Annotated in this window: 17 protein-coding genes and 2 pseudogenes; 9 read left to right on the top strand and 10 right to left on the bottom strand. The window is 46.0% G+C overall.

Going from position 1 to position 22569, the window contains the following annotated elements; all coding sequences use genetic code 11:
- Nucleotides 1-314 precede the first annotated feature (314 nt).
- Nucleotides 315-1085 (top strand): annotated as a pseudogene (locus JWG88_RS21010) (tyrosine-type recombinase/integrase); the annotation flags it as partial.
- Nucleotides 1086-1285: 200 nt separating this feature from the next.
- On the opposite strand, the gene JWG88_RS22265 reads toward JWG88_RS21010, so the two are convergent.
- From JWG88_RS22265 to JWG88_RS20985, 5 genes and pseudogenes are all read right to left on the bottom strand, one after another.
- On the bottom strand, nucleotides 1286-1705 hold the full coding sequence (locus tag JWG88_RS22265) for an SRPBCC family protein (protein ID WP_205235773.1): 420 nt from the start codon (nucleotides 1703-1705) through the stop codon (nucleotides 1286-1288).
- Nucleotides 1706-1946: 241 nt separating this feature from the next.
- Entirely contained in the window at nucleotides 1947-3035 is a 1089-nt protein-coding gene (locus JWG88_RS21000; protein WP_240194664.1) for a fatty acid desaturase, read from the bottom strand.
- A 13-nt stretch (nucleotides 3036-3048) separates the two neighbouring features.
- Nucleotides 3049-3876, bottom strand: a complete 828-nt coding sequence (locus tag JWG88_RS20995) for a glycerophosphodiester phosphodiesterase (protein ID WP_205235772.1) — start codon at nucleotides 3874-3876, stop codon at nucleotides 3049-3051.
- Nucleotides 3877-4519: 643 nt separating this feature from the next.
- Nucleotides 4520-4744, bottom strand: a pseudogene (locus tag JWG88_RS20990) (transposase); the annotation flags it as partial.
- 831 nt (nucleotides 4745-5575) lie between these two features.
- Nucleotides 5576-6118, bottom strand: coding sequence for a hypothetical protein (locus JWG88_RS20985; protein WP_205235770.1), 543 nt, complete (start codon nucleotides 6116-6118; stop codon nucleotides 5576-5578).
- A 1227-nt stretch (nucleotides 6119-7345) separates the two neighbouring features.
- Here JWG88_RS20985 and JWG88_RS20980 point away from each other — a divergent pair.
- The 6 genes from JWG88_RS20980 to ablB all read left to right on the top strand — a co-directional run bounded on the left by JWG88_RS20980 (nucleotide 7346) and on the right by ablB (nucleotide 12421).
- A complete protein-coding gene (locus JWG88_RS20980; protein ID WP_205235769.1) occupies nucleotides 7346-7570 on the top strand; it encodes a hypothetical protein in 225 nt (74 codons plus the stop codon).
- A 930-nt stretch (nucleotides 7571-8500) separates the two neighbouring features.
- Nucleotides 8501-9277, top strand: a complete 777-nt coding sequence (locus JWG88_RS20975; protein WP_240194663.1) for an ABC transporter ATP-binding protein — start codon at nucleotides 8501-8503, stop codon at nucleotides 9275-9277.
- A gap of 39 nt (nucleotides 9278-9316) precedes the next feature.
- Nucleotides 9317-10096 (top strand): L-arginine-binding protein AotJ, encoded by a 780-nt coding sequence (gene aotJ, locus JWG88_RS20970; RefSeq protein WP_205235768.1) that lies wholly within the window; start codon nucleotides 9317-9319, stop codon nucleotides 10094-10096.
- A gap of 17 nt (nucleotides 10097-10113) precedes the next feature.
- Nucleotides 10114-10806, top strand: a complete 693-nt coding sequence (locus JWG88_RS20965; RefSeq protein WP_205235767.1) for an ABC transporter permease — start codon at nucleotides 10114-10116, stop codon at nucleotides 10804-10806.
- Between the two features lies 1 nt (nucleotide 10807).
- On the top strand, nucleotides 10808-11509 hold the full coding sequence (locus JWG88_RS20960; RefSeq protein WP_205235766.1) for an ABC transporter permease: 702 nt from the start codon (nucleotides 10808-10810) through the stop codon (nucleotides 11507-11509).
- Between the two features lie 60 nt (nucleotides 11510-11569).
- Nucleotides 11570-12421 carry a putative beta-lysine N-acetyltransferase gene (gene ablB, locus JWG88_RS20955; RefSeq protein WP_205235765.1) on the top strand — a complete coding sequence of 284 codons (852 nt, stop codon included), beginning with the start codon at nucleotides 11570-11572 and terminating at the stop codon, nucleotides 12419-12421.
- Between the two features lie 700 nt (nucleotides 12422-13121).
- Here the strand turns inward: ablB and JWG88_RS20950 are convergent.
- Nucleotides 13122-15374: an amino acid permease gene (locus JWG88_RS20950; protein WP_205235764.1), complete on the bottom strand. Its 2253-nt coding sequence runs from the start codon at nucleotides 15372-15374 to the stop codon at nucleotides 13122-13124.
- Nucleotides 15375-15997: 623 nt separating this feature from the next.
- Here JWG88_RS20950 and JWG88_RS20945 point away from each other — a divergent pair.
- A complete protein-coding gene (locus tag JWG88_RS20945; protein WP_205235763.1) occupies nucleotides 15998-17398 on the top strand; it encodes an SLC13 family permease in 1401 nt (466 codons plus the stop codon).
- Between the two features lie 54 nt (nucleotides 17399-17452).
- Entirely contained in the window at nucleotides 17453-18400 is a 948-nt protein-coding gene (locus tag JWG88_RS20940; RefSeq protein ID WP_205235762.1) for a universal stress protein, read from the top strand.
- A 245-nt stretch (nucleotides 18401-18645) separates the two neighbouring features.
- Here the strand turns inward: JWG88_RS20940 and JWG88_RS20935 are convergent, their stop codons facing one another.
- From JWG88_RS20935 to JWG88_RS20920, 4 genes are all read right to left on the bottom strand, one after another.
- Entirely contained in the window at nucleotides 18646-19083 is a 438-nt protein-coding gene (locus JWG88_RS20935; RefSeq protein ID WP_205235761.1) for a VOC family protein, read from the bottom strand.
- A 623-nt stretch (nucleotides 19084-19706) separates the two neighbouring features.
- Complete coding sequence (locus JWG88_RS20930; RefSeq protein ID WP_205235760.1) at nucleotides 19707-21410, bottom strand: protein adenylyltransferase SelO; 1704 nt, start codon at nucleotides 21408-21410, stop codon at nucleotides 19707-19709.
- Between the two features lie 122 nt (nucleotides 21411-21532).
- Entirely contained in the window at nucleotides 21533-21880 is a 348-nt protein-coding gene (locus JWG88_RS20925) for a DUF1428 domain-containing protein (protein WP_205235759.1), read from the bottom strand.
- Nucleotides 21881-22175: 295 nt separating this feature from the next.
- Entirely contained in the window at nucleotides 22176-22457 is a 282-nt protein-coding gene (locus JWG88_RS20920) for a hypothetical protein (protein ID WP_205235758.1), read from the bottom strand.
- Nucleotides 22458-22569 lie beyond the last annotated feature (112 nt).

The following is a 22569-nucleotide window of genomic DNA, read 5'->3' as shown; positions in this document are numbered from 1 at the left end:
GCACTAACAACTGGCGGGGCTACCATCGGAGTTGACCTTGACTTTTTACTTTTAAACATGAGAAAATGAAACATGTAACAACCTAACAACAATAGAAAAAACAGAGTTTGTTACGCGGAGTCCATGAACACCTTTACCTCATTCGGGAGAGGGCATAGATGAGTTTCTGAGTATCTTTCCGAACCCATCCGGTCAAAATCGATAGGAGATATGTTGACTTGTGACATGGTGATTTTGATAGTACTCAGTTACATTTTCACATAAAGATGCAATTCTTTTTTCAGGACAAAAAATCAACCTGAAAGGAGGAAAGCATGAAAGTAGCCGACGCCATCACCTATTGCATCAATTACCACAAAATCAATTCCCAACCAAACACTCAAGCAAATTACGAGTTTCTTCTTGGGAAATTCGCACATAGTTATCAGAATAGGGATATCGATGCAATAACGCTAGAGGAAATAATAGCGTTTCTTGCCAATATGACTGAAGGCAGAAAACAGAATACCAAACGGAGTAGGTACACAACTCTTTCAGCTTTTTTTAATCACATCATCAATACGTTACATCCTGAGATGAAGAATCCATGTTTATCACCTGCCGTTAAAAACCTCTTTCACAAACCAAAAACATCTCATTGGAGGATATTCGATAAAGACACCATTGATGAGGCAATCTTCAGGACACTGGATATCCGAAACAGGTTGATCCTTGAACTGATGGCCCGAGGTGGTGTGAGAATAAGCGAAGTCCTTGGGCTCAGGCCGATCGATATTGATGGACAGAAACTTCTCCTCCATACGCCCAAAAGCGGCAGGGAGCAGGATATTGTCTTCATTCCTAATAAATTGAGCACCCGCCTGCTGAATTACGTCCGGGACACCTCTATTCCTTTGAACCAATTAATTTTCCCAATCACCTATGCTGGTGCCAGAAAAATAGGTCTAAAAGTGGGAAATATGGTCGGTATCAAACTGCGCCCCCATGACCTTCGTCGCCATGCGACTACATTCGCCTCAAGATCAGGAGTTCCTATTGAGATCGTCAGCAAGGTGCTCCTCAGGCATGCCGATCTGTCCACGACACAAAGGTATCTCGGCAAAGTTTCCGATCATGAAGCAATTAGGTGGATAGAAAGCCTACATGAAAATAGATATGCAGGATGTTTTTGTTACGTATACTCAGGAAGAAGCTCAATTTGCGGATTTGTTCAAATTGTTGAGGTTGGCAAAGGATCTCTTCTTGATTCCCAATCCTTATTAAGGCGGTTGGGACCATACGGATCTTATGAAAGTCTCTTTTTGAGCGCTGACAGCAGTCTTGAATATATGGGATTAAAAAAGCCTTCAATATCATTATCATTCTCAGACTCAAAACTTGAGCGCCATTCTACGAGAGTACCACCCTCAATAGAAGTAAGCTTGACTGCTACAATATAATTGCTTACAAAATTAGAAACTGGGCCCCGCTCGTGATCAATACTGTATGAAAAGGTGAAATCGTTGGCGTCAAAATTAATTAATGTCTCATGAATCACACCATTAAGAATTCTTTTCGCACCGGTTTCAGTTCCTTTTTTATCACCGACCTTGCTGACAATTATAGGGACACCTGTGGCCCATGTCATGTCATGGAAATTGCTGATGGTGTTCCAAACATCTAAGATTGGTGAGTTGATCTCTATTTTATTGTAACATTCTCCCATTGTTGTACCCTCACATCCTTGGTTATCAGGATTTAGAAATATGGAGCTAAAGGTGCTATTTCCGTATCACTTTACGTTACTGCAGTAGCTGAAATAGCAACATAATTGGATTTGAAAAACTATCTTGCGGAAACAGAATGTATAAGGTCGGTCATCAACAGCGGATACCAAACCTCTCCACTTTTTCTTATCTGCATATACTTCATCTCAACAGAAACGGGTAAACAGTAACTCCGTCTGTTCAGCTTTTTCTTGTAGTATTTTGCTCGCCGGAACGCCGATGTTTCAATGTAAACTTTCCTTTTCGAGGGAATGCCACCATCTTGTGCAAATCTTCATCCCACAATTTCAAGCGGAAGCAATTTAAGATTTTTGTGTTATTTATTGGCGTTTTTTCTTGCAATGCCGGTACGCTGTTGTAACACTTTCTAAGATGGTAATTGGGAATACTGGGATCTATATGGTGAATGTGGTGGTAACCGATATTGCTGGAAAACCAGTTCAACACAGCCGGCAATTTAAAAAAAGAACTGCCCTCCATGGCGGCAGACAATGGATTCCAGTCACTTTGGCGTGCCCAGTATCCTCCCTCAAACTGATGGTGCACATAAAACAACCAGGCTCCAACACCACCAGCAAACCACACCATCGGCAACTGAATCAGAAAGTAGAGAGACCATCCTGTAATCCGTGAGACAGCGAATGCTACAGCAAAGATGAGTAGATAAGTAAAAATAATGTCGATACGCTCTTTAGGTTTGACCATGAAATATGAGGGGCGCTTGCTCAGCAAGAACATTCCTAACCCGAACAGAACCAGAGGGTTACGGTAGAGTCTATAACGTAAACGTTGCATCGTTGATGCGACTTCGTATTCCTTTTTTGTCATGGTCCAGATATCACCATAACCTCGTGAATCGAGATTGGCGTATGTCCCGTGATGCTTGAGGTGTGTGAAACGCCAATCTTTAAATGAAATAAACAAAAGAACACCGAGGAAGGAGCCGAAAAATTTATTGGTATTTTTTGATTTAAAAAGCGAATAATGCACACAGTCATGAAACAAAATGAACATCCGGACCAGAAAGACAGCATTGGTCAGGATAAGAAGCAGCGTCAATATATACGGATAGCCGAGTTGTACCGATAGGATGGTCAGATACCATAAACAGAAATAGGGGATTATAGTATTTATCAGTTGCGAGGTGGCCTTCAGACTATTGGAGGCCCGAAATATTCTTAATGTTTGGTACCAATCGGGCCATATTTGACCCATTTTTATCTTTGTCTCATCTAAATCGACGCTATTCGGTTTCTGTAATTTGCCCATACTCATTCTCACTTCACCTGGCACAATCAGTTAAGTGTGCCAGCAGTTGGGGATAGTCAGTAATGATTTTTCCCACGCCTTCTTTTCGAAATCGGACCATGTCTTTTGGGTCATTGACTGTAAATAAGTTTACCTGGCAATCATGCTGCAGCGCTACCTCGATCTGCTTTGAATCAATAATATTTGCATTAGCGATATAGACCTCAAATTCAAATTCTCCCCAGTTGTGTATCAGAAGGGGGTATCCGCCAATGAGCGCATTTACTTCTATATCGGGACAAAGCGCAGCTACTTTTTTAAGATAAAGGTGATTGAATGAAGAAATGGAGAACATGTTAGGGGGCAATTGCACACTATCGACCAAAGTGAGAACTTTTTCCACAATAGGGAAGGAGATGATTGCTTCGGGCAAGTGCTTTATCTCTATAATGACAAATAACGATTTTTCTTTAACAAATAACAGCAGTTCTTCAAGTAGAGGTATGGAGGCATTTATCATGGCCTGCTGTTCTTCAAGAGTCACTTTACCGCTTTTGATTGATGCAAAAGGATCGTCCTCGATAAACCAAGATCCAGCGTCTAATGTTTGGACCTCCTCCCAGGTGAAGCTATGGAGCGGTTCTTTTTTCCTCTTTGGAAAAATCTCTGCGATATTAGTAGTTCGCATGAAAGTTTCATCATGAAAGAGAATCAGCTGACCATCCGATGTTACGGAAACATCGGTTTCGATCCCGTGAGCCCCCATCTGCCATGCCTTAATAAAAGCTGACATGGTGTTTTCTGGAGCGAGGCTACGGGCCCCTCGATGGGCAATATTGTAGGTATGTTTGCTGTCTGGCATAATGGCCTTCTTTAGCACTTTTTTCCGTATTTTTATTAATTAATGTTAAATAGTTAAATATACTTATACCCGTAAGGGGACATTCCAGATTACAGAGGTTAGAAAAAAGATAAAGATATATTATTTGATTAATCACATATGCTATTTGCTGCAGAACTCCATGAGGCTATTATCATTGAATCACACTATAAAATGATCTACTGGCAGATCTCCTGAAGCTTCTATGATAGTATATGAGGTCATGAGGTCGATCGAGACCTCAGGATAATTTTTCTCAAGGCAGAGTAATCTTAGCCGTATCTGACTTCTCTTTGATGAATAATCATTTTGTCCTCCGGAGCCTGTTTCCAAAAAAAAGCCAGGGTCTCTTAAATCTTGATCTTGGCTACTTAGCCTTGAAACATAATTTTGGAAAAGATGTATCACAGTATGATAAATCGAGGTGCTGCGAAGTTTCTTAGCATATCTGTTTGAACTTAAAAATTTAAACAGCAACCTACCGTCAGAGAAAATATATAGCACATTGTGGCATACTTCAATGTTGGCCAGATCGATTGGGAGTCACTTGATTTTTAATTCTCTCCCGGTCTCCATACAATGAAATGGGTATAGTAAAAACGGATCAAGATCATTCGATGCCAATTGCGCGCGGCTGGATAGACCGCGTGGAAGGGCTAGCTCGGGTATCTTTGCGAGCCTCACTGCGTTCATATCTTGAGGCGTTACAGAGGGCATCTGCTTCGGCGTCAAGCATAGCATTGATGGTCTCCTCAACAGTTCCACGGACGAGTTCTCCAAGATGATCTTGAATCTGGGACTCGTTAATCTCGATGACATTGCTTAATTTCTTTGTATAATCTCTTCGCATGGTGGCCTTTTCCTCTGGTTGATGGTTTCTTTGGCGAGTGCCAATTAATCATGTTGAGGCCACCCTTCATTCTAAATGTGCGAAAATTATTATACGTTATCGGACACATATCCAATGCGGATCTCGTGCACTCGTAGCGGCAATAGTGCAAGCATAACATGATTTTACAGCGGATCACAAAAGCCGCGACCGCTGAAAAGAGATGTTAATATTGTCATCTTGAAGGTCTGACTATTCTATTAACGCATCATGTTGATCATAACTACTGTTAAGGTTGCTGGCCAATATACGTAATTAATCCCGGCCAATGGTCAACATATTTCCAAAAGATCATAACAGATAGAGCGAAAATCAGACAGATATTTCCTGACTTGTAGGACAACTGACCCCTCTAAGGGAAGAGATGTTCACCGGCAAGCCTCAGTTGAGGTGGAAATCAGAAATCGAAGGTATTCCTGGGAGGGCAGGTTCTGCGTATGAAGTTAAGTATTTAGAAATGGAGTAACTGGAAATTGTAGATATCCAAAGACTATCTTGTATTTTCTCAGTATTCTGCATACCGCTAAAATGACAAAGTGATAATTTGATTTTTTTTTAGTCCATTTTTTCTTCAATTTATTTGCTGATTATGTAGAAGTCTCAGCCATTTTTTCCAGGTGGGTCACTTTATGATAGCCCTGGTTACAGTTCTTGAGAATGGCTGAAACTCATGGGTAATCAAAAAGAGAAAAAAAGAGCAAGGGCAAGTTAGGCATTGCTGCTGATTTGCTCTGACTCCTTTATTCTGCCTGATGGTCTGGCCGCCTTTGTCGGCTAAGCGGAGGAAGAAGGTTAGAAGAGGAATCCAACACCAAGGGTCACCACATGGTTTCCTTCACTGCTCTCGTCCTCGATGTTGTCATATTCCAATTCCTCAAAGAACCACTCATACCGGTATTTCACCGAGATAAAGGTGGTTTCACTGACGAATGTATTGAAGCCGATCTGCGGTCCCAGTGTTCCCGTCACATCATCCTCATTGTAGCTTGCCCCAATGAATGCACCGACAAAAGGCTGGAAGTTGCTGTCTGACATACCGAGGAAATGATAGTTGAAAAAAGGAATCGTGGAAGCGACCCATTGATCGTCAGCATCATCGATGAAGCTGTATCCGACCGACTGGATAACACCGATTTCAAAGATTTCACTGATATACTTGCCATAACTTAAATCCAGGTTCAAGGTACCGACATCCGCATCTTGAGCATGGAAAAAACTGCCGCCGACTTGGAGCGCACTGTCCCCTTTTTCCTGAGCGGCTTGCACCGAAGTGCCTGTTGCCGCCATCAAAAGAAAGGCGCCGATCGCCATTGCGGTAATATAGAGCTTTTTCATTTTTTCCTCCGTTCTGAAAATGCTTCTTAAGCTGAGCATTTTCACGAGTTCTACAAATATAGTCCGCTGCACTATCAGCGGACCGGCAAAAGAACGAGTTGTTTACGAATATGAACCTCACCGGAAGTAAGGGATTGCGTACCCATCCCGAAGTCAAACTCAAGTACAGAGGGCGATTAAGACGTCTGCACCTCTGAAGCGGAACTCCCTATGTTGATAGGCAAATAGTATGGCGGAGCAGAGCTAAAGTCAATGAGTTGTCGTTAATATAATTTTCGATAGAATATTTTCTAGGTTCTCGGGATAAAAGGATATTTAGAAAAATTTCGGAGATTGAACAATCGAAGCAAACGGATAGACCCAGCAACAGGGAACCAGAGGCGATTTCCGCTAACCATAAACCCGACCATGGGGGCAAGGCTTACCCCGTCCAGGCTGCAGACACCAGTAGAAGGACAAATCGGCTCCAGAGCAAGAAGCCGGCCTGAGTTTCATACGTAATCAAAATTTATTTTCAAAAATACGTAATTATACGGATAGGACCACTACTAATCTTGAGCTTCTTAAAAAGTACAAGCATCCTAAGTTTAAGGGTCCACTCATCTCAAGAGCTTTTTTGTTGCCAGCGCGTGGGGTGTCACAAATGCGATTGCAGGCAGTGCTATTGTTATTTAGAAAATACTTTTTATGCGAATTATCTGGTGAATGTATGAGGTGCTTCCCCATGAATATACAACCAAGCTATCTCAGGGAAAAAACCAGATTAAGTGGTTAAGTGGTGATGTTAGCGGTTGTAAACTGGTGGAAGTGGAGAGGTGAGTTCTTCTCCATCCACGATTATTGAGAAATTGTCAAGGAAGTTTACAAGATAAAGACTTATGTGCCTATAACATTTACACTTTATTGTCTAAAAGTCCTCTGGATAGGACTCTTTTTATTCATGTTCCACAAGATAAATATCTGTAATATCAAGTATTAATCAGTAGCGTTCGCCAACAGCAAAAACACCCGTCAGACTACAATACCTTGTGGCATTCTTCTTGCTCATATTCTTCTAGCCTGATCAAGTTTTTGCAAATGATAAATTTGAAAGAGTTCCTGTTCTCTAAGCGGTGGGTCTGTTGTCAAATTCAAGATGTTAGAGCCGGCATATCTTGATCAGAAAGCCTTTGATTATGTATTTAAACGGAGATCAAAAACTTTTTCGTGACTGAGAGGAGAATAGCTATGAGCCTTCCGGAATTCAAAGCTGCATCTACCATAGTCCCGGCAGATAAAATTCGTGATATAGGAAGACGGATTTTTCCTCGTGAGGACCATAAGATCAATGAACGTGTTACGAAGGTTGAACTAAAAAGCAAAGTTGGGAGAACAAAGGTTGATGTTGGAAAAGGCGGTTTTTGGGCTTCAGACAAGACCAGATGTTGGAAATGTGAACCTACCATAGATTAAAACCGAGACAATAACAGCATTCTCTTCCGAGGAAGGAGCCCTAAGAAAACTGTTGTTCAGGAAGATACCACCGTAATATCCGAGATCGAGGTGGATCTAAAAGATAGGCCATTAGGTTGAACCGAGCTGTCACGAGTACGAAAATAATCATCGTACCCCAGGCATCATTTATGAAAAAGCCCAGGAGGCCATCGACACTGAAACCATTCTCGATCCAACCGCAGCTAAGTTTTTATATCAGCCGGGAGGGCCGTGGATTCGCCTGAACAACGTTACCATTGTCCACATCCCCGATCATGGGGTAGGCAGGCCGCTACTGTCGACGCACCACGGCATAAAAAATCTAGGGTAAAGCTTAAAAGAATTATTTCGGCATCTGGAATACACGCCATACTGTTCAGGTGAGCATATACTCAGGAAGAAGGTCAACTTGCAGGTTTGCTTAAGTGGTTAAGATTGCCAAAACTAGCCTTTGTCATCGTGATGACATGTGCCCCTGCAACCTCTCATGGAGAATCTCAACTCTTCGATCTCAGAAATGTTGTTAGGATTTGGTAACGGCAGAATTTTGTAGATACAGGACGCATATTAACTTACTGCTTGTCTGCGATAAGTTAACCTTAGCCGCCATAACGTTTATATTATGTAAGTTTGCCTCTTGAAAAGATGTCCTTTCTGGGAGAACTGGATTTCAACAACCTCCTTTTTTCCCGGAAGCTGAATAACCTGCCGAACCTATCTCGTATTTTCCGTCATTTCGACTTGTTCGACATTACGGCCGCCATTTCTCCCACATTTGCAATTTTAGACCAACTCACCTTTTCTCTAATGCTCCGTTTCAGACAGAAACCGCTTGACACAGCAGTACACTAGCTTCTATGGTTGAAGATAATCACCATATAATTTCTGAATTCGTACAGGAGAAACTTTTTGGAACCGCAGGAAAATTTTGCGTTGCGGGTCGAAGACCTTTATAAAGATTTTGGGAGCCTGCAGGTACTCAAGGGAATATCCATGTCCGCACGTGTTGGCGACGTCATCTCTCTAATCGGCTCCAGCGGATCAGGGAAAAGTACATTTCTACGGTGTATCAACCTTCTCGAAAAACCCACATCAGGAAATATATACGTCGGCGGTGAACTGATCCAACTGACTAAAAATTTGAAAGGAAAGATCGTTACCAAAGACAAGAAACAGGTAGATAGGATCAGAACCCAGCTGGGTATGGTTTTTCAGCACTTCAACCTGTGGGCTCACATGACCGTGATTGAAAACGTCATTGAAGCACCGGTACACGTCTTGAAAAAATCGAAGAAAGAATCGACTGAAAAAGCCATGGCTCTACTCGACAAGGTCGGGATTGCAGACCGGTCCCATTATTATCCGGCTCAGCTCTCTGGCGGACAGCAGCAGAGAGTAGCCATTGCAAGAGCTCTTGCAATGGATCCCGACGTTCTTCTCTTCGATGAGCCGACCTCTGCACTTGATCCGGAACTGGTCGGTGAAGTCCTCAAGGTCATGCAGGACCTTGCCCTTGAAGGGCGTACCATGATCATCGCTACACATGAGATGGGGTTTGCCAGGGAGGTATCTTCGGAAATTATTTTTCTGGATGAAGGCGTTATCGAAGCTCAGGGACCGCCGAAAGAAATCTTCTCGGTCTCCGATTCCAAGCGTTTGAATCAGTTTCTGGCAAATCTTGTATAACAAGAATAGACAGTCGAGCCATAACAAAAGGAGATTAATATGAAAAAAAGCGTATTCGCGGCATTCATTGTATGCGTTGTACTGGCCTCTGGCACGGCCTTTGCCGGAGACATCAAATCCGTTCGCATCGGCACGGAAGGAGCGTACCCGCCATTCAACCTCATTGACAAAAACGGCGAACTCCAGGGGTTTGATGTAGACATCGCCAAGGCGCTCTGCAAAGCAGCCGATGTTACGTGTACTTTTGTTATCCAGGACTGGGACGGCATGATTCCCGGGCTGCTCGCCAAAAAATATGATGCCATCATTGCCTCCATGGCAATCACTGATGAACGAAAGAAGAAGGTGGCATTTACGAATAAGTATTACATGACCCCGGCAAAGTTCGTCGCCCAAAAAGGTGCGGGCTTTGACATCTCCAAAGAAGGGCTCAAAGGAAAGACAATAGGTGTTCAGCGTGCCACGACTCATGAAAATTTTGTCCGCGATAATTACGGCGACAGTGTAACAATAAAATCATACGCCACACAGGATGAAGCCAATATGGATCTGGTTTCCGGCAGGGTCGATCTGGTAATTGCCGATTCTGTAGTACTGCAGGAAGGTTTTTTGAATACAGATGCCGGCAAAGATTATGAGTTTACCGGACCAGGCTTTACAGACGCTGAGTGGTATGGCGACGGTATCGGCATCGCCATCCGAAAAGGAGACAAGGAGCTGGTAACCCTCTTTAACGACGCAATAGATAAAATCCGTGCCGACGGCACATACAAGGCCATAAACGACAAGTATTTTGACTTTGACGTTTACGGAGATTAAGGACAGGATTTTCCAGCGTGTTTGATTTACAAGGATACGGCATTCTGATGCTTAAAGGCGCCAAGCTGACATTGTTTATTGGTATTGGCGCCATGATTATTACCATTCTGCTCGGCCTGGCGGGGGCCTTGTGCAAACAGTCAAGCTTTAGAGTTTTGACGGTATTCGCCAACATCTATACCACTGTAATCCGCGGAATCCCGGAACTGGTTCTTATTCTTCTGGTCTATTACGGCGCACCGACATTTATCCAGGACCTGCTGGGTCTTTTCGGCATGGAGGTCTATATCAATTTAAACCCGTTCATTGCCGGTACTCTGACAATAGGCTTCATATACGGCGCCTTCGCCACAGAGGTCTTCCGCGGCGCTTTTCTGGCCGTTCCTAAAGGGCAGATTGAGGCTGCCGAGGCTTATGGGATGAGCGCTTTCATGACCTTCCGCCGTATCCTTCTTCCGCAGATGTGGCGCTTTGCCATTCCCGGCCTTGGAAATGTCTGGATGGTGCTGATCAAGGCAACAGCCCTGATATCCGTCATCCAGCTCCCGGAGCTGATGCGCACTGCCGACATTGCATCCCGGAGCACCCGAAAACCCTTTGCCTGCTACTTCGCGGCATCCCTGATTTACCTGACTATAACGATCGCCTCCCTGGGATTTCAGCAGTGGGCGGAAAAACGCGCCAACCGCGGGGTAAGGAAGGCTTCCTGATATGGATTTCGATATCATCATCGAGAGCCTGCCGCAACTCATGAGCGGTATGATTGTCACACTGGAAATCACCACCATCAGCGTTATTCTCGGTTTTATAATCGCCCTCCCCCTTTCCGTTCTCAGGGTATCCCGGAATCCCCTGATCCGCTGGCCTGTTTATGGATTCAATTTTTATTTCCGCGGCACTCCTCTTCTGGTGCAGATTTTTTTAATCTATTACGGCAGCGGACAGTTTCAGGAACTGCTCTCTCAATGGGGACTTTGGCATCTTTTCCGTGAAGCCTGGTTCTGCGGGATCCTCGCACTGACACTGAATACCGCGGCCTACAGCTGTGAAATATTCAGGGGCGGTATTGAAGGAGTTGCCTATGGTGAAGTTGAAGCGGCACGGGCCTGCGGCATGTCCGGTATCCTGCTGTACAGGCGGGTTATTCTTCCGGCCGCGTTGCGGCTTTCCTGGCCTGCCTATACCAATGAAGTGGTATTTCTTCTCCAGGCCTCTTCCCTGGTGTCGGTTATAACTCTCATGGATATAACCGGTGTTGCCCGGGTAATCGCCGCCCGGTCTTTTGCCTTTTATGAACTTTTCATCACTGCAGCGCTTCTCTATCTTGCTTTGGTGTACGGATTGATTTTCGTCTTCAAGCGCATTGAAAACAAGCTTTTGAGGCACCTGAATCCTGGGTCCATGCTTTCATAGTCTGTCTGACTTGTCCTTTTTCCCATATTTGCATTATTTAACCTCTATAAAGCCTGTTTCATGTCTGACATCATCGAAAAACTCCATAATTCAACTATTCATCACGGTTCTTTTAACAATCGAATTTTCGTTTTAAAACTGTCGCCAGACGATTGCCCCGGTATCCTTTCTGATCTGGACACATTAGCTAGAAAACGAGACTACACAAAGATTATTGTCAAGGTACCGGCAAAATTTGCTGAAATTTTTTTTCAACACGGCTATACCGCGGAGGCTGCTATTCCTGGATATTTCTCTGCGGACAATAAAGGCTCTGAAGTTCTATTGATGGTAAAATACAGAGATCCCGACAGAGCAGCGGATTCTGACCTGGGCCGCACAACGAAGGTCCTTGATGAAGCGGCACTGAAGAGCGGCACCGGATTCCCCAGCCCCCCCCCACCTTCCTATTCCTGCAGGGCGGCCTACAAATCTGACACCACCCAGATGGCTGAATTGTACAAAAAGGTCTTTCCCACCTATCCCTTTCCGATTGACAACCCTGCTTTTCTGGCAGAAACCATGGATAATCACTGCCGTTATATGGGAGTCTGGAAAGACAATCAACTTGTCGGCCTGGCCTCCGCGGATATGGATGTAAAGGAAATGAATGCGGAAATGACCGATTTTGCCACCCACACTGAACACAGAGGTCTGCAGCTGGCCGGCTTCATGCTGCAGTCATTGGAAAAATCTATTGCCGCAGAGGGTATCAAGATAGCATACACCATTGCACGATCTCGCTCCTTCGGCATGAATATCACCTTTTCGCGTGCCGGATATTCTTTTGCCGGAACCCTGATCAACAACACCAATATTTCAGGAAAGATAGAAAGCATGAATGTATGGTACAAACCTCTGCAGGCCAATTAGAATATGATTTTCAAAGGTAAACCTGAATAAATTATTGACTGCGGCACATAAAAGGTGATAGGACATCGTTTTGTAAGCACGCTCAAGATATTCCGTGAATTGTTTTCTTTCTATAATCAAAAAGTTCTCTTCTAGTCACTCGTTCAGAGGATCTTAGCTAATCGAATCCATTAATGGTTCTTGGCTTTTAAAATTCAAAAATCAGCTCTCTTTTGGAACAAACCTTGCTAGCGCTAATCTTAAAAGATGAAAATGTCATAGTGGTTTGAGATTATTCCTGGCAGGGTGGGACCGGCGAAACACAGAGAGTTGTATAGAAATAGAGCAACTGGCAACTCAAGATTTCCAAAGATCATGTAAATTTAAGGCTCAGGTGAGATTACAACTTGCTGCTATAACCTCTTCATGGATTATCTCAAATCTCAGATCTCAGCTCTGGTGTTAGGCTTTTCGAACAACACAATTTTTTAGATACAGGAATAATATAAATTTTTATGTATTCTTAAATGGTTAACATTGCCAACGCAAGTCTATTCAATTGCAATGAATAGGTTCCGTGTAACCTATCCCAATAAACTCTTGATAAAGAATGAGTCATGGCCTTTCTTTTCCAGAAAAATAATTTTCACCACAAAAACATTTACTCAAGGAAGATAAACCGCTGTCCCCTATCTTTAAGGGAGATTCTATCTCTGCCTGATCAGGCCAGTGCGTTTTCGAGGCCCGAATCCATGGCGAAGATACACGGCGCGCCGAGAGTGTCTGCCCAGGCGCGCAGTTCGTTTAGGTCCGAGTCAGGGTCAAAGGAACGGACGTGAATGGCCGTCTCGGGAAGATCCTCCTCGGACTCACCCATGACCACCTTGTCAACGTTGGGCAGTCGGGTCAGTTCGGCCAGGGATTCGAGATAAGCCTGGGCCTTGGACGTTTCGCTGTCGTTGTTCACCCATGCGGTCAGGGTCAGGCGCGCTTCCCAGTTGTCGCGCAACTTGATGGCCGTAAGCAGGGCCAGGTCCATGTTGCCCAGGTCCATTGAGGCCTCCCAATCCGGCCCCTGATCGTCGATCCAGACCATGACCGAATCGCCTCGATCGATTATCTCGGTGTAGAGGATCACTCCCACGTCAATACGCGCCGCATTTCTGATCAGGTCGCGAACCTCCTCGGTGCGCTTTTCACTTTCAGGCATCTTCAGGCACAGCACATTGGGGCGGAAGAATCCACCTGCCAAGGTCTCCATGCCCGCTGCCAGGTTCTCGCCGAAATAGGACGCGTCCACAAGCGACCAAGTGGCGAAGACACCTTCTTCTTGCAATGCCCCAGTCAGTTCTGGCAGATTTTCCAAAAGATCCGAGCGCTCCTTCTCACCGGTCAGCCCCAGAAGTTTTACGAAGCCTTTGGGATAGGCCACATCGCGTAACAACGCAAAACGTTCGCGAGCCTGGGTCGAATCCTCCACCGGCACCAGCAGGTTGGCCTTCCAAGTGCGGGTCATTGGGCCGGTCAGTTCGGCCATGCGGCGCACGGCCCACTCGGCCACGGCTACGAAGAGCCCGCTGCGTACATCACCGAAGGGCGCCTTGAGATGACGGCGTATAAGATAGGCATGCAGGATCACTACCACTACCACGGCCACTCCCGCAAAGACAGGATTGACGATGAACATGGCCGCGACGCAACCCACGCCGCCGATGATGGGTACAAGGCTCGGCACGTTGAAAAGCGGACGGAAACTGACCAGTCCCAGCTTCTGCTCGATCACGACCACCATGTTGATCATGGCGTAGGTGATCAAAAAGAACATGGTTAGAAGCGGAGCGATGGCGTTGAGGTCGCGCATCATGAGCGCTCCGGCCACGATAAGGGCCGTTGTGTGGAGTGCGTTCCTGGGCTCTCCCGCTTCGGTTTTCTCCTTGAACCAGCCCGAGCCGGGCAGGATCTTGTGTTCGGCTATGGCCTGAAGAATACGCGGCGCACCCACAAGCGAAGAGAGCGCCGAGGAAAAGGTCGCCCCCAGAAGACCGGCCACCACCACCGGTCTCCAGGCGGCGCTGTCGATCATCACGGTGTAGTTGCGCAGCAGGTCGTCGGTGGAGGCGCTGGCCGCAAGCCACCAGGCCAGGACTAGGTAGACGATCAGGCTCAGTCCAATGGCGGACATGGTGCCAACCGGGATGGATTTGCGTGGGTCCTTGAGTTCGCCGGACATGTTGGCCCCGGCCATGATACCCGTGGAGGCGGGAAAGAAGACAGCAAAAACAGCCCAGTAGCCGATGCCTGAGAAGTCGTTTTCCGGCGATCCCTCGAAGCCGCCCCACCATTGCACGGAATGGCTCATGCCCCCCGTGAACCCGGCCCAGGCCACAGAGAAGAGCGAGGCTACGATCACTGCCAGGATGAGATACTGGATACGGAAAGCTAGCGACGCGGAAATGAAGGCAATGGCGAAGAGTACGCCGAAAACCGTGAAGTCGACCACAAGAGGAGAGTGGTCGGGAAAGACCCACAGCCAGCCGGCGCGGAAGCCGAAGATGTACATGGATACGGCCAGCGCCTGTGCCAGATACAGCGGAATGCCCACGCTGCCGCCAACTTCCAGCCCAAGCGACTGAGAGATAACTGAGAAGGCCCCGCCCGCGCCGACGCGAATGTTAGTAACTATGGAAGAGAGCGAAAGCCCGGTGAACGCGGTTATGGTGAAGGAGAGCACGATGATGCTCCACGCTCCCAGAAGGCCCGCATTGCCCACGACCCACCCCTCACGTAGATACATGATTACGCCCAGGATGGTCAAAAGCGTGGGTGTGAAAACACCTCCAAAAGTGCCGAAAAGTTTAGGTTTCTTGAGCCGTTTCTCCTCAATCTGCTCCTGAACCACATCCTCGCTGCCGGAGGGGCGACTGACATTCTCGTCCGGTTCTCTGTCCGTATCAGGGGTGGTTTTGACGTCCATGCTCGCTCCTCAGTTGATTGATAAGATGATTTTACAAAACCATATGACACTTGGGATATCCTTGCAATCTCATCACGCCTCAATGACCTTGTCTCAAATAAAACGGACACTCGGTAAAGCCGCCTTTATCCCTACACCACTGCACCTCATCTTGAGCTGAAAGTGTTTCTTGGTAATATTATCATGTGATATTTTCCGGAAAACTGATGTTCTTCCTGAGTATACGAACCTGGAACGGACTACAATTTTGATTCAGGATCGCCTGTTCGGTGAAGAAGTTTTTGTTGGGATAAAAATCCATCAAAACAGAATCTTCGATTACAGATAAACCTTGATACCTGTCGGAGGTTGTCGATATGGTATATTTCAAAGAATTTAAGGTAGATAGGGAAAAGTATTGACACAAATGTTACTGATTTGTAGTGTTAAATAATAAGCTTTACCAGATTTCGCCAGGATGGTCAGGCTAATGAAAGATCTAGCCATACATGCTTGTTCCGATCCAGACCATCCAGGCGTTTATCTTTTTAAGTGTAGAAGAGGTGCTCATGATAACAAATCAGACCCATGCAAGTGCTTAAGGAGACCTGCGATGTCAATGAACTCGGACAAGGAAACCTGATGTGAATGTTGCCACGATTTCGCTGGCGGCTTCCAGTAGCGCGGCTCAAGGTGTGGGACCCGTCTTGCCCATGGTGCTGATTGGTATAGTACTGGGCGTGACATTTTTCCTCATAGCCACGGAGCGCATGCACAAAACTCTGGCTGCAGTGCTTGGGGCCGCGGTGGCGGTAGCACTGGCGTTAATGCTTGGGGTTTACGATGGCAAACGCCCCTACCTGCGTGTGCATGACTTTATTCATCACGATTTAGGGGTGATTGGGGTAATTGTAGGCACGTCGATTGTAGTCGCCATCGCCTCTGATTCTGGCCTGTTCCATTTCCTTGCCGTACGCATTGTTAAATTGACCCGTGGCAATCCGCGTAAATTACTGCCGGCAATCATGGCTGTAACGGTGGCCTTCGTGACTTTTCTGACCATTGCCCCCGGGGTTTTGATCATGGTTTCACTGGTGCTGGTTATCACCAAAGCGCTTGATGACGACCCAAAGCCCTACATCATTGCGGTAGCCATCGGCGCTAACTCCGGTGCGTTGATGACCTTCGCCTCCGGTATTCCAACGCTTATGATCGGAACTTCCGCACAAATTCCCTACGTCCATTTTTTGATCGTTTCTGCTCCGCTGGCCACACTCTCGGCCATGTTGGCCTTTTTTATCATCCGGTTCTACTACCGCAAGACATTGGCTGTTGGCGATGCTGAGGAATTGCTTGCCCGAGCAGCTAAGGTGGACGAGTTTGATGAATGGGCGCTGGTAAAGGATCGTTCACTGTTTTACCGCGCCACGATTATTCTCGGGCTCACCATTATCGGTTTTGCGCTGGCTAAGACCCTGGGTGTTGGCCTGGATTACATAGCATTCTGTGGCGGTATTGCGGCGCTTTTGTTTTCCGGGTTTCCACCCGATGAAGCAATTAATAAGGTGAAGTGGTCGATCATTCTATTTTTTGTCGGATTGTTTGTGCTGATTGGGACGGTGCAGGACACTGGCTTGCTAACTGTGTTGGCCGGTGGCATTTATGACACAGCAAATGGCCAAATGCCGGTCGTCATTGCTATGTTGACTCCTTTCGTGTTCGTCACCGCTGGTATCGTCGACAACATTCCGGTGGCGGCAACAATGATACCCGTAGTCAACACCATGGTGGACCAGGGTATGGTGCCAGAGCCGCTGTGGTGGACGTTGATCGCCGCGTGCAATCTAGGCGGTAACCCGACTCCGGTAGGATCCATCGCGGCGGTCATTGCCTTACATGCCCTGGAAAAGGAGCGGGGTATTCGAATTGGCTGGGCGGAGTATTTGAAAGTCGGCGGTACCATAACGATTCTGCAGATCATTCTGGTGCTGGTGTATATTTTCGTTTTTGTTACATTTGATTTATTTCCCCGCTTGCCAGTATAGCTGCTGTTGGAAAACATAATTTTTCGACCGCCTGCCAGGAAAGGAGCAAAACTAATGACTGATAGCTTTAAACCCAAAGATAGTGAGATAAAAGCATCGATGCATGATTTCGAAGCGGCACTGACGGCCAATAGGGCAGACTTGCCCGTGCTGCCACCGCTGCAGAAGATTCTGGTTGTGCTAGATGGGTTAAATCAGAGCGCCATGGTGTTGGGCTTGGCGGCTGAGCTTGCCTCTCGCCACGATAGCGCGCTGCTCGTCGGCTACGTCTACGTTGGGCCTGATGATAGTGAGCGCGAGCAGTTACTGACGCAGCAAATTGAGATCCTTGCTCAGCAAGGACTGAATGCGACGCGAGTGGCTCGGATACACAGCAGTGAACCGGCGTATGCACAGATCTTAACCCTCGCTGAGACATTAAAAGCAGACCTTATGATTGTCCCGGCACCTTATGCAGAGGACTTTGCCGAATTGGGCAGCGACAGTATCGGCGTGACCCTGGATAAACTCATGACCCAGGCGCGGCCTTTGCTGGTGGTGCGTGAACCGCGCGAAGTGCCGGCGAATAGTCTGAAACCGGTATTATTGCCGTTGAGTATGCACGTGCAGGAAAACCCCAATGCAGCGGCATGGGCATTGCGGATCATTGGACCCAGCGGTACGGTTCAAATGGTTGCCGTGGTGGATGAAGAGGTGTTGGATGCCGCCGCCGATATAGTCGGTGAGCATGAAGCGGCGGAACTTGATCTCGATCGCCTGGCTGGTTTGGACCGTCCAGTCACGGCTGGTTTGATCGCGCAAATGCATCGACATTGTCAAAAACGATCGTTAGGCTGCGGGGTCAGCGTGCGTAGAGGTGACCTGGTGGCTCAGGTGATTGAGCTGGCCAAAGAAGGGCAGCGCCTTATCGTGACCGGATGCGATACTGACCCCACCAGCAGATCGTTTCGGAACGTACAGGCAATTATTCGATGCGCTCGGGACCCGGTATTGGTGATTTAGCAACGGGCTTGGTAGGAGTGTAACTGTTTACTGAATTTCAAGAGATGGAAACGGCCGTTCTTGAAGAAGATGGCGTGGTAATAATTGACACTACCTGAGAGGATAGAAATATCTAGTTCCCGGGAATTGTTCAGAAATGAAGTAACTGCAGACTGAACCTTACCAAAGACAATCTACAGTCGAGGTGTAAGAAAAAATTTAACCTTGATATTGAAAAATATCAGATAGTATCGGAACTACTACATCTAAGCCATTCCCTTGTCTCGCAACTCCTGCAATGCCTGATCCGATTTTCCAAGATCTCCAAGACCCATTGCTTTGAGAACTTCTGTTGTTTTGGTGTACTGGATGTTTTTGTACTCGACTATCTGAATATGGTTGCCCCAGGGGTCCATGAAATCAAGGAACGGACCGGAGAGAATTTCTACTCCCTTTTGCTCCAATATTTTCCTGACTTGATCATTGTCTTCGACCACCAAACCAAAGTGACGGTGATCATCTCTGGATGTCTCGCCGGTCTCCATTAGGGCGAGAAACTGATCACCCATATCAACAAATGCAGAACTGCTGGTTTTGCCTCGCAGCTCGATTGAAAAAATACTGGAGTAGAATTCGAGAGCCTGATCGATGTCACCCACTTCCAAAGCCACATGGTTGATTCCAACAAGTTTAGGTAATTTCATCTGTTTTCCTCTATTTTCTTATCCTGTAACTACGCCTAGGAGGGAATATCTCAAATACTACGTTAAGGTTCCGTTCGCGGGATTGTCCAGCTTTTTTCGCACATCTGATTTCGAGGCAGCTGTAAATTTGTTTCTTTTCCTTTTTTTCAATTTCAATCAAGAACAGCAGAGGGGGCAAAATACAAGGTTGTGAGCGTTAGCGAGCACCCGCAGGCTTAACTTGTATTGACACTGCTGTGCTCCCTCAGGCTGCCTCTATTTGTTTTTCCAACTCCTGCTGCCTCAGCAATTGCATATACAAATAACGCTTATTGCTCCATTTCGTATCGGCTATATGGCGAAGCGGACAGAATTGATCGGAAATGGAGCAACTGCAAAGAAGAGCTTACCAAAGAGAAGGTCGGTTCTCAGGGTGATGTCTTGTTGCTAGGTTTCGGGAAAATGGTAAATTATTAGACACAGAAACAAGGTCAAATAGAGCCACTGCTAAGCTGTTCAGACCTTCTTTCGATATGGCAACCTAATCGTCGAGTATCAGGCACGTTAGCGAGTCCGACAACATTGACTTGTTAGCTGTCAATAGTTGGGCAAACCTGTTTCCAATTTTTCTCTTTTATTCAAAGTCAAGATGAACAGCTATAGTGTGACACGCCGCCAACGTTAAACAATGCCCTGGGTCTTAGACGATAGTATTTATCTTCTACTTCCTGTGATTGCTCATCATATGGGTAGCTCAGTACTTCCTGCAACTCTCTTACTAAGGCATAGTCACCCTGCATGGCTTGTTGGTAGGCGGGGACAATCACCCACTCTCGCCATGCATATTTTGGGTTAGTCTGTTTCATATTTGCTGAAATCTTAGCCAAATTACCGTCTTTGGCGACGAGGTCGCGCCAGCTATTTAGCCAAGATTGCCATTGTTCATCGAGTTCTTGAGAAGTTTTACTGTAAAAACTCTTTTTCAATGCTGAAAGATCCTCTGGTATATGGGATAACTCACGGAAGAAAATGGTGTAATCCACCTCTGAGTGGGTCATTAGCTGCATTAATTTCTTAAATAGCTCCGAGTTATATCCAGTCAAGCCAAGTTTGGCCGCCCACATTTTCTGAAGCTGTTTTTGCATTTCTTCTGCAAAGCCGCGACGTAACTGGTCGAAATGTTCTAAAGCCTCAGTATCTTCTTTGAGCAGCGGTCTCACGGCTGCCCAGAACATGTGGTAATTCGCTTCCGCTGCGTTTGGCTGATTAAAGAATGAAAAGTGTCGGCCTCCGCCAGTCCAAGGTTGAAATTCAGGGTCAAATATTTCACAGAATCCAAATGGTCCATAGTCGAGGGTAAAGCCGCCAGCTGCGCAATTGTCAGAATTATAATTACCCTGGCAATACCCAACCCGTAGCCAATTGGCCACCAGTGCAGTAAGGCGCTGGCGAAACAGCTTGGCCAACTCAACCAATTGATCTGCAAATACAAGGTTTTGATTAATGTCGCTTTTGTATTCTCGCTCAATTAAATGCGACACTATCATACGCAATTCTTCTGATGCTCTTGGATGAGCATTGCTGCTAGCGCGGCGGGCAAAGAGCTCTAGCTGACCAACGCGCAAAAATGATGGGGCAACGCGAGTTGAAATAGCCACAGGATTGTCCACCAAAATATCAGGATCAGTGGCGTGGGAGTCTTGGGAATACCAAGGCCGGACAACGGTTTCAGATTGAGAAACATACAGTGTTAAAGAGCGCGATGTTGGGACACCTAAAGTCTGCATATACTCTTGCGCGAGAAACTCACGCACACTTGAACGCAATACTGCACGTCCGTCAGCACCACGGCAATAAGGGGTTGAGCCACCACCTTTTAACTGCATTTCCCAGCGCTGCCCATTGAATATTCCTTCAAAGACAGATATTGCCCGACCATCGCCATAACCATTGCCTGTACCAAATGGACATTGTTGGGTATATTCGGTGCCATAGATCGACAATGCATAGCCAGTGGCCCAGCCAACATGCCGCATAGGCTCATGGGCAACAGAAAGATCACCAGAAAACACCTGGCGAAATTCTGCGTCAAACGCCAGCTCGTCGCTCAAGCCAAGTTCATTAAAAAAAGTGCTGCTATGGGTTACATATTCTGGTTCTGCAAGCGGCGTGGGTGACACAGGTACGTAATGACCGGAAAAAACCTGGCGGGAACGGTGATCAATACCATCTTCGGTAGCATCAGGATCACCATTCAATGTATCCATAAATAAATAATCAGCTAATCGCACAAATTCATCAAAGGTTGTTACGCAGTGCTCAACAGATGGTTTAGATGTATATGACATTGTTGCAATCACCTCGCTAATAGGAATGCGCCTTTTTACGCTATTAGAAGGACACAGAGAAAAATTTTAAATTCCCTCTGTCAGGACAATTACAGATTTCCAATGAGAATGGTGATTGAACCTCATTCACTTAGAATTACTTCGAATCCACCATATATAAATCGACTTGTATCGAAAGGCATATTCATTTCCTGAACTTCGGGGTCTTCAAACATCTCCTTCATACCTTTATCTCTTGCCTTTTTTGACGGCCAAATGACCCAGGAAAAAACTACTGTTTCGTTATCTTTACATTTTACAGCTTGAGGGAAAGATGTAACTTTTCCCTCTTTGACATCGTCACCCCAGCATTCGACTAATTTTACTGCACCATATTGTTTGAAGAACTTTGCAGCCTGCTTTACATGCTGGATATACGCATCTTTGTTATTGGTTGGAACAGCAGCAACAAACCCATCAACATACCCCATGAGTATTCTCCTATTTCTTAAATTGAATCACTCCTGTTATTCTAAACACTCATACAATTGACGTTAATACTGATACCAATAATCTCAATTCAATATCGTATCTTCCACGTCTATAGTATTCATAGAGAGGAAGGAGCAGCGAACCATAGAGAATAGGTCGGGAATGGAGCAACTGGCAACTTAAAGTAACCAAAGACAAGGGGAATAGAGGGGATATAAAAAAGAGATGAAGCGATGTGGTCTTATCTGGAGCTAGTGGCAAAGAGCAGGCTGCATTAGCCGGCAGTGTATAAACTCAAAACCTGAATGTAATATCCAAAATACCGCTAGGATACTCCTCTTCCTCGATCTCGTATTTAAGTATTTCGGTCAGGAGTTCCTTTTGCGCCGATGAAAGTGTGTCTTTGTACGTAAGCATTTCTTTTATGAAAGCAGTATCCGGATCGTCGGGATAAAGAGCTTCGTGGCGTAGATATGCTTCTTGCAGAGGTATTTTGATTTTATCAGTTATGCGACCGGCAGAAATCATCTGCCTGAACGTTTTTTCTTTGCCTCTAAATTGATATATCTTTGCCATTCGAATGCCCAGTTAGAAGTATTGAACTGATGATACACAAGAACTGTATTCCAATTGATACTCTGTGCATATGTTCACGTCAATAAGACAGCGTGGTGTTTTGCTTTATATA

The organism is Desulfopila inferna (assembly GCF_016919005.1).
In the GTDB taxonomy this organism is placed as follows: Bacteria; Desulfobacterota; Desulfobulbia; order Desulfobulbales; family Desulfocapsaceae; genus Desulfopila_A; species Desulfopila_A inferna.
The sequence above is the reverse complement of the archived record's forward strand: the minus strand, read 5'-3'. Positions and strand labels throughout refer to the sequence as shown.